Origin of the sequence: Prosthecobacter sp., from assembly GCF_046154365.1 — a bacterium.
Classification (GTDB): domain Bacteria; phylum Verrucomicrobiota; class Verrucomicrobiia; order Verrucomicrobiales; family Verrucomicrobiaceae; genus Prosthecobacter.
In genome coordinates, this window is the sequence record NZ_JBJXFV010000039.1 from 1 (window position 1) to 8,163 (window position 8,163).

9 protein-coding genes are annotated in these 8,163 nt (G+C 60.5%); 6 read left to right on the forward strand and 3 right to left on the reverse strand.

From position 1 onward, the window contains the following. Both ACKVY0_RS04405 and ACKVY0_RS04410 read left to right on the forward strand, forming a co-directional pair. Window positions 1-1,216, forward strand: a 1,216-nt coding sequence (locus tag ACKVY0_RS04405; protein WP_409213578.1) for an acyltransferase family protein, incomplete at its 5' end; no start/stop codon positions are given. Then, on the forward strand, window positions 1,213-1,683 hold the full coding sequence (locus tag ACKVY0_RS04410; RefSeq protein WP_409213579.1) for a hypothetical protein: 471 nt from the start codon (window positions 1,213-1,215) through the stop codon (window positions 1,681-1,683). The genes ACKVY0_RS04405 and ACKVY0_RS04410, both read left to right, overlap by 4 nt. On the opposite strand, the gene ACKVY0_RS04415 is transcribed toward ACKVY0_RS04410, so the two are convergent. Then, a complete protein-coding gene (locus ACKVY0_RS04415; protein ID WP_409213580.1) occupies window positions 1,622-2,869 on the reverse strand; it encodes an NAD(P)/FAD-dependent oxidoreductase in 1,248 nt (415 codons plus the stop codon). The two genes, ACKVY0_RS04410 and ACKVY0_RS04415, sit on opposite strands and share 62 nt — an antisense overlap. Window positions 2,870-2,966: 97 nt before the next feature. Here ACKVY0_RS04415 and rfbD point away from each other — a divergent pair, with 97 nt between their 5' ends. The 4 genes from rfbD to ACKVY0_RS04435 all read left to right on the forward strand — a co-directional run bounded on the left by rfbD (window position 2,967) and on the right by ACKVY0_RS04435 (window position 5,934). Then, window positions 2,967-3,854, forward strand: a complete 888-nt coding sequence (gene rfbD, locus ACKVY0_RS04420; protein ID WP_409213581.1) for a dTDP-4-dehydrorhamnose reductase — start codon at window positions 2,967-2,969, stop codon at window positions 3,852-3,854. Then, window positions 3,851-4,603, forward strand: a complete 753-nt coding sequence (locus ACKVY0_RS04425) for an RluA family pseudouridine synthase (protein WP_409213582.1) — start codon at window positions 3,851-3,853, stop codon at window positions 4,601-4,603. The genes rfbD and ACKVY0_RS04425 overlap by 4 nt, the downstream gene beginning before the upstream one ends. 18 nt (window positions 4,604-4,621) lie before the next feature. Beyond that, window positions 4,622-5,617 carry an Rpn family recombination-promoting nuclease/putative transposase gene (locus tag ACKVY0_RS04430; protein ID WP_409213583.1) on the forward strand — a complete coding sequence of 332 codons (996 nt, stop codon included), beginning with the start codon at window positions 4,622-4,624 and terminating at the stop codon, window positions 5,615-5,617. A 74-nt stretch (window positions 5,618-5,691) separates the two neighbouring features. Next, window positions 5,692-5,934 carry a hypothetical protein gene (locus tag ACKVY0_RS04435; protein WP_409213584.1) on the forward strand — a complete coding sequence of 81 codons (243 nt, stop codon included), beginning with the start codon at window positions 5,692-5,694 and terminating at the stop codon, window positions 5,932-5,934. A 149-nt stretch (window positions 5,935-6,083) separates the two neighbouring features. Here ACKVY0_RS04435 and ACKVY0_RS04440 read toward each other — a convergent pair whose 3' ends face one another. After that, window positions 6,084-6,293 (reverse strand): SUMF1/EgtB/PvdO family nonheme iron enzyme, encoded by a 210-nt coding sequence (locus ACKVY0_RS04440; protein WP_409213585.1) that lies wholly within the window; start codon window positions 6,291-6,293, stop codon window positions 6,084-6,086. A gap of 71 nt (window positions 6,294-6,364) precedes the next feature. Beyond that, a complete protein-coding gene (gene cimA, locus ACKVY0_RS04445) occupies window positions 6,365-7,930 on the reverse strand; it encodes a citramalate synthase (RefSeq protein ID WP_409213586.1) in 1,566 nt (521 codons plus the stop codon). Window positions 7,931-8,163 lie beyond the last annotated feature (233 nt).

The window sequence follows — 8,163 nt, forward strand, 5'->3', positions numbered from 1 at the left end:
CGCCATGAACCCGACCACCACCAATCGTCTGCTCTCCCTCGATGCATTTCGAGGTTTTATCATGCTGCTGATGGCCTCCTCGGGCTTCGGCATCGCGCAGATGGCGGCGGCGAATCCAGGATCATTCTGGGAGTTCATCCAGCCGCAGTTTGCGCATCAGGCCTGGCAGGGCTGCTCGCTGTGGGATCTCATTCAGCCGAGTTTCATGTTCATGGTCGGCGTGGCGGTGCCGTTCTCGTATGCGAAGCGGCGCGAGCACGGGCAATCGTTCTTCGGCATGGCCTGGCACGCGCTCTCGCGCTCGATCCTGCTGGTGGCGCTGGGCGTGATGCTGGCGACGCACTCAGGGGACAAGCACACGGTGTTTTTGTTTACCAACGTGCTCGCGCAGATCGGCCTCGGTTACTTCATTCTCTTTCTGCTCTCACGCATGGGCTGGGAATACATGGTGGCGGGAATCATTTTGATTCTGGCAGGCTACTCGTGGTTCTTCATCCAGCAGCCACTGCCGTCAGCGCAGGATCTGGCGGCGATTGCGGGCATGAAGGGCACGGAGCAGGCGATCCTGCCGGGCTTCTCCGGCCACTGGAACATTCACACGAATGCCGCGGCTGCCTTTGACCGTGTGTTTCTGAACAAGCTGCCGCAGGCGGTGCCATTTCAATTCAATCCCGGCGGCTATCAGACGCTGAACTTCGTTCCGGCGCTTGCCACGATGCTCGGCGGTGCATTGACGGGCCATTTTCTCATGCGCAGCCCGCATACGGACAAGCGCAAGTGCGCCACGCTGTTGATTGCGGGCATCGTGCTGGTGCTGGTGGGAACGGCGCTCGATCTCAAGGTGCTGCCGGTGGTGGGAGCCAAACTGGATCACCTCACGGTGCTGCCGGTGGTGAAACGCCTCTGGACGCCGTCATGGGCCATCCTCAGTGGCGGCTGGGTGCTCATTTTGCTTTCGACCTTCCACTGGCTGGTCGAGATCGCAGGCATGCGGCGGCTGGTGTTTCCGCTGGTGGTCGTGGGCATGAACAGCATCACGATTTATCTGCTGCACAGCCTGTGTGGCGGCTGGATCCGGGACAATCTGCACAAGCATCTCCCCGATGCCGCCTTCCCGGCCCAGTGGACGCCGGTGATCGAACGTTGCGGTGTGTTGTTTGTCCTTTGGCTGATCTGCTTCTGGTTGTATAGGCAGAAAGCCTTCCTCAAACTGTGATTCCACGTCTTTTTCTCCTCGCCATCGTCTTTCTCACCGCCTGCCAGAGCAAACCGGCTGCCACGACGCCTGCCCGTGATTTGAAGGAGGAGGAGCGGATGCATAAAGCTGGACTCGTCATGCTGCCCGACTTGCAGCATGCTAGTGCGTGGGAAAAACTCATCCACGTGGATATGGGCGTGCCGGCGCGAAAAATCGAGGTGCAGGCCGGCCCCGGCTTCACCACGGTGATCATCAAGGATCTCAAGAATCGTGCCGATGCCGAGGGCGTGGCTCAGGAGCTGCGCTTGCTTGCCGAAAAAACGCCGGAAAAGTTTGGCCCCACGAAGGTGGAGGTCCGGCTCAACAATGCTCCAGCCACGATCAATCCCTTTGTGTTGCCTTCGGCTGCGAATCCAGCCACGCCTAATCCTGGCTCGGTTCTCCCAACGCTTTCATTACCGCCGCTCCTGCCCGCCGGCCGCTGAGCAGTGCGCCGTTGATGGACACATCCTCGCACCAATCACCACAGCGGTAGAGACCGGGTTCTAGCATGGCTGCCAACGGTCCTTCGCCCAGCCGCAACTGCCGCGCCTCTGGCTGCGCATGCCGAATCTGGTAGGTGCGGAGGTGCCGCCACTTGGCGACGACTGCTTCACCAAACCAGCGCTGCATCTGCTCGCGCACGACTTGTTCCAGTTCAGTGCTCGAAGGTGCGCCGAGGATCGAGGCTGAAATAAGATGCTGCCCCGGCGGCGCATAGTGCGGCGAGATACGCGAGAGCACCGCGATGCTGTTCACCGGGCCACGGCCATCGCCATCGAGATGCAGAATGGGATCACCCGGCGGCAGGTCATCGGTGGCAAAGTACATGCAAGTCGCCGAGCGGCTGGGCAGCGGTGCGGGAGCTCCTGTTTGCGGCAGCAGCCGATGTGCCGCCTCCTCGCTCACGGCGACGATGACGTGATCGGCATGCAGCACTTCACCACTGTCCAACGTGACCTCACCGGCTCGCACACCTGCAACCGGCGCATTCAGGCGCAGACTGCCGGGCGGCAGTGCCACCGCGAGTTGATCGGGAATCGACTGCATGCCACGCGCGGGGAGCGCACTGCCGCCACGATCAAACATGGCGAACAAAAACAGCAGCATGCGGGCGCTGGTGCGCAGATCTTTCTCCAGAAACATGCTGCCGAAGTACGGGCGGAAAAACTTGTCGATCATGACCTCGGAGAAGCCGAAATCACGCAGGTAATCCTCGGTTTCGACATCCACGAGATCGCGGGGCGGTTCGCGCAGGCCAAAGACTTCCTTGCGCAGCAGCAGCGTGGTCCATTTGTCCCGCAACGTCACGATTTCATCGCGGAAGTTCTTCATCGCTGTGAGCGGATGCGCCAGCGGGTCGGCCATGCGATGAAAGCGATCCTTCACAAACACATCCACACCACGATAGATCGGCCGCAGGTCGAGTCCGTCATAGTCCAGCACGCGACGTGCCTCGGGATAAGCGGGCAGGAAAATCTGGAAGCCGCGATCCAGCAGGAAGCCATCGACTTCATCCGTGCGCACTCGTCCTCCGACGGCATTGGAGGCCTCCAGAATCGTGAACTTGCGGCCTGTGGCAGCGAACACACGCGCGCACGCCAGTCCGGCGAGGCCGGCGCCGACAATCACAATTCTGGACGGTGGTGCGCTCATCATTTTTTTGTGGGGCGCATCATGGGCGTGCCTTTTGCCTTTGCAAGCGTGGGCGGCAGCGCAAGCATGCGCCATGCCCGCAGCTCCCAGCCCCCGTATTCTCATCCTCGGCGCCACCGGCGGCCTCGGGCGTGCGCTGCATCGCCATTTTGCGCCCAAATGCGAAACGGTGAGATGGGGACGTGCCGAACTCGATTTCGAGCGGCCTGCAATGATACCGGAGAAGCTGGCGGCACAGCCCTTTGACGTGCTGCTCAACGCCGCAGGCATGACCAGCCCGGATGCATGCGAAATGCAGCCTGAGATTGCCCAACTCGCGAATGTGACCGCACCGCAAATCCTCGCTGAATGCTGCCAGGCACGCGGCGCGCGCATGATTCACTTCAGCACTGATCATGTGTTCAGTGGCGAACTACACGAGCGCTGGGTCGAAGCTGACGCGACGCAGCCGGTCAATGTCTATGGCCGCACAAAGCGTGACGGTGAGATGGCAGTGCTCCAGGCGAGTCCAAACGCGCTGGTGGCGCGCGTGTCGTGGTTGTTCGGCCCCGACAAGGCCAGTCATCCCGACCACATCATCCAGCGTGCGCTGCAGGCGGCTGAACTGAGTGCGGTAGAGGACAAAATTTCCGTACCAACCAGCAACGCCGACATTTGCGGCTGGATCGAGCAGCTCATCCACGCCCAGGCCAACGGTGTTTGGCATCTGTGCAACGGCGGCAGCGCTTCCTGGCATTCCTGGGCCGAAGCAGCGCTGCAAATCGCCAGCGTGATCGGTCTGCCCGTCAAAACGACCAGCGTGAGGCCCATCAAGCTCGCGGAACTTGCTCAACTCAAGGCACTACGCCCTTTGATGACGGTGATGAACAACGCGAAGCTGCAAAACCTGCTCGGCAGCGAGATGCGTCACTGGCGCGAGGCGTTGGAAGATTATCTGGTGAAGAATTATCGCGCCCCATGACCCCAGCCTCCGCCATGACCCGCTGCGACATTCTCCACGAGGACCGTTTCCTCATCGTGGTGAACAAACCGCATGGTGTGCTCTCGCATCCGAACCCGAAAGCTGCCAAACCACAGCCTGCGGCGTTTGAGGGCAGTTATGATCATGATCAGCGTTGTTTCAAAACACCCGCAGGCAACGTGTGGTTGATCCATCGCCTCGATCAGGACACCTCCGGTGTTCTGCTCGGCGCAAAGGATGAAAAAACCGCCGCGGCATGTCGTGAGGCGTTTGAAGCCGAGAAGGTGCGGAAAAAGTATCTCGCCCTGTGCAGCGGCGGCCATTTGAAGCCAGCAGGCGTGTGGCTGGATCATCTGATCACGGCGCACGCCAAGCATCAGGTGCGAACCACGGTGCGGCATGGCACACGGCCCAATGCAGAGGCGAAGTATCGTGTGATCGAGACCAATGCGGCCAATCGCGTCGTGCTGATCGAGATCGAGCTGATCACCGGCAAGACGCATCAAATCCGCGTGCAGGCGGCCTCACGACAGCTCCCGCTGGTGGGCGATGATGTCTATGGCTCGTTCGATTTGAACCGCAAGCTGCGCAAGACGATCAACGCGAAGCGCTTGTTCCTGCATGCGCATGAGCTGAGCCTGAAGCATCCCGCGTCAGGCCAGCCACTGAGTGTGAAAGCGCCGCTGCCGCCCGACTTGAATGCCGTGCTGGCGGCAGCGGGGATGAAGGAGCTTGCAGAGCTGCGGTGATGCTGGAGCATGGCGCGCATGACCGATCCTGATCTGCTCGCCAGCCAGCCGAATGACGCCTATTTCAAAGAGGTGTTCTCGCAGCCGGAATACGCGGCGGCGTTCTTCCGCCAGCATTTGCCGGCGGACGTGGCGGCTGGGATTGACTGGGCCTCGCTCACGCTGCTGCCATCATCATTTGTGCAGCAGAGTTTGCATCAGGCGCATGCCGATTTGCTGTTCACTGCCAGTGCCGGTGCGTGCGAGCTGCGGCTCTATTTGCTGTTCGAGCATCAGACGACGCCCGACATGCTGATGCCGCTGCGCCTGCTGGGCTATGTGCTGGCCATCCTTCAGCAGCATGAGCAGGAGCACGGCCTGCCGCTGCCGCCCGTGCTGCCCTTCGTGCTGCATCAAGGGCCGGAGGCATGGACGGTCTCCACCCGCTTTGAAGACCTCTTTGCCCTGCCGCCGCAATACGCCGAGGCGCTGCTGCCTTACCTGCCGAAGTTTCGGCATGCGCTGCTGGACCTCAGCCGCTTTGATCCGGCGCAGGACGAGCATGACGCGCAAATCCGCGTAGTGCTGCAACTCATGAAGCTGGCGCGGGAGAAACGGCTGATGGAATTCTTCGCCTGGCTGGCGGCGGACTTCATCGGCAGCCTGCCCGAAAGCCTGCTGCGCACCAGCCTGCTGTATGCCCTGCACGCGGACATGAATCTTGACGTGGAGCAGATCGCTCATACGCTGGAGTTGAACCACGAACTGAGGGAAGCCGCCATGTCCACCGCCCAAAAACTCATCGCCCAGGGAAAAGCCGAAGGGGAAGCCAGCGGCGAAGCTAGAGGCCGCCAAGAAGGTCGGCTGGAGGGAGAAATGGTTGGTCTGTGGTTGGGGAAGGTGCAAGTTTTGCAGGAACTCATGGGTCTGCCAGTGACGCCGCGCGAGGAGCTGGCCGATCTTGCTGTGGCAGAACTGGAAAGTCGTTTCCAAGAATTGCAGCGCCGCTATGAGTCGCAGTTCAAGCAGCGCTGAGCCGCTCAAGAGTTCAACCACGGAGAGATGCGCCCATACGCCGGAGTTGAATCAACGAACTGAGGGAAACCGCCATGGCCACCATCCGAGAGCTCATCGCCCAGGGAAAAGCCGAAGGAAAAGCTGAAGGAGAAGCCGAGGGTTTCCTGGAAGGCTACCCGATCGGTTTGTGGATGGGCAGGCTGCAAGCCGTGCAGGAGTTGATGAGCCTCCCGGTCACGCCGGAGAGCGAACTGGCGGATATGACCGCCGCCGAGCTAGAGCAGCGCTTTCTGGCATTGCAGCGCCGTTATGAGTCGCAGTTCAAGCTGCGCTGAGCTTCGGCAAGCGGCACAAGCCAAGGATCAACCGGCGAGTGCGAGAGCGGTCACACTCACCGCACCAGCGCGAGACGGAAGCCGAAGTTGATGTGCCGAACGTCCGTCATCATGCAATGGCGGTAGGTCTTGCCTTCTTTCTGGCTCACTCAGGCACAGAACGCATGTGCATCCTCCCAGTTTACATTGAGCACAGGATGATCCTCGGCCCGGTCCGCGATGGTGAAGCCGTCGATTGCCTGGTTCTTCCAACTCATGGCGACCTTGATGGCTTCATTGGCATACGCCGTGTAGTCCTGGTAGCGCGTCTCGTGGATGCAGAACAGCACGTCCATGCCGGGTGCTTTCACGAACTTCATGCCGAGGGTGTTGGTGAAGCCGTCTTTTTGGACAGTGCGCTGGTTTTGGCAAGACAGGAGTTCGCGGCGGTTTAAGCGGCCTTTTTGAGCAGGAAGTACTCAATGCCATCGACGAGCGCCTTCCAGCTTGCGTCGATGATGTTGCAGCTCACGCCGACGGTGCTCCAGGTGGCGTTGCCGTCGGTGCTGGTGATGAGCACGCGGGTTTTTGCGGCGGTGCCGGCACCGCCGTCGATGATGCGCACCTTGTAATCCGCGAGGCGCATGTCCTTGAGCTTGGGAAAGAGCGGCGTGAGGGCTTTGCGCAACGCGTTGTCGAGGGCGTTCACAGGGCCGTCGCCTTCATCGACGGTGTAAACGGGAGAGCCGTTGACGTCGATCTTGATGGTGGCCTCGCAGGTTTCGAAGCCGTGATCTCCTCCACGGAAGCGATGGGTGGAATGATACTCGATGAGATCAAACAGCGGCTGATATTGGCCGAGCTGTTTGCGGATGAGCATCTCAAATGAAGCTTCGGCGGCTTCGAACTCGCAGCCTTCGCTTTCGAGACGTTTGACCTCGGCGAGGATGGATTGAACCTTGGGATCGCCCTTGGCGAATTTGAAACCCATGCCCTCGGCTTTGACGAGCACGTTCGACTGGCCGGACATGTCGGAGATGCTGATGATGCGCTGGTTGCCGACGAGCGCGGGATCGACGTGCTCGTAGGTGCGGGCGAGTTTCTGCACGGCATGCACATGCAGGCCGCCTTTGTGCGTGAACGCGGCGAGACCGACATACGGCGCACGGATGTCATGCGGCACGTTGGCGAGTTCATCGACGAAGTGGGCGAGTTCGCGTAGACGCGTGAGGTCGAGGCCGAGTGCGACGCCCATCTTGAGCTGGAGCGCGGGCATGATGGTGGTGAGGTTGCAGTTCCCCACGCGTTCGCCGTAGCCGTTGATGGTGCCTTGTACCTGACATGCACCGGCACGCACGGCGGCAAGCGCATTGGCGACACCGACGCCGCCGTCATTGTGTGTGTGGATGCCGACAGGACGGCCGAGATGCGCGATGACTTTGCGGGTGGTGTCTTCGACGAACTCGGGCAATGCACCGCCGTTGGTCTCGCAGAGCACGATGAGGTCAGCACCTGCGTCTTGAGCCGCTTTGACGGTCTTGAGCGAGTATTCGGGGTCTTCCTTGAAGCTATCGAAGAAGTGCTCGGCATCATAGAGCACCTCGCGGCCATGTTGTTTCAAGTAGGCCACGGTATCGGCGATCATGGCGAGATTTTCTTCCAAACTGACCTGGAAGACCTCGGTGACATGCAGCGCCCATGTTTTGCCGACGACGGTGACGGCGGGGGTTTTGGCATCGAGCAGCATTTTGACCTGCGGATCGTCCTCGACCTTCATCTTGCCGCGGCGGGTCATGCCGAAGGCGGTGATCTTTGCGGTTTTCCAGGTGCGCTTGGCGGCTTCTTCAAAGAAGGCGGCGTCCTTGGGGTTCGAACCGGGCCAGCCGCCTTCGATGTAATGCACACCGAAATCGTCGAGCTTTTCGGCGACGCGGATTTTGTCGAGGGTGCTGAAGGAGATGCCGGTGCCCTGGGTGCCGTCGCGGAGGGTGGTGTCGTAAATGGTAACGGGTGTCATTTGAGTCAAAAAAGGAAGGAATGGCCGATGGCTCTGGCGAAAAGGAAAGTGCAACGCCCCTAGTGCATCATCCGGCCATCGTGCGGGAAGGTCACCAGATCAAAACGAAACGGACTCGCCCGGCTGCGTTACGCGCTGAGGAGTCCGTTGATAATTCGGATAATCTGGAGGCTGGTGGATGGCATTCCCATGAACGGAGGCGATTTTAGGCACCGTTCAAGCCGATGGCAAAG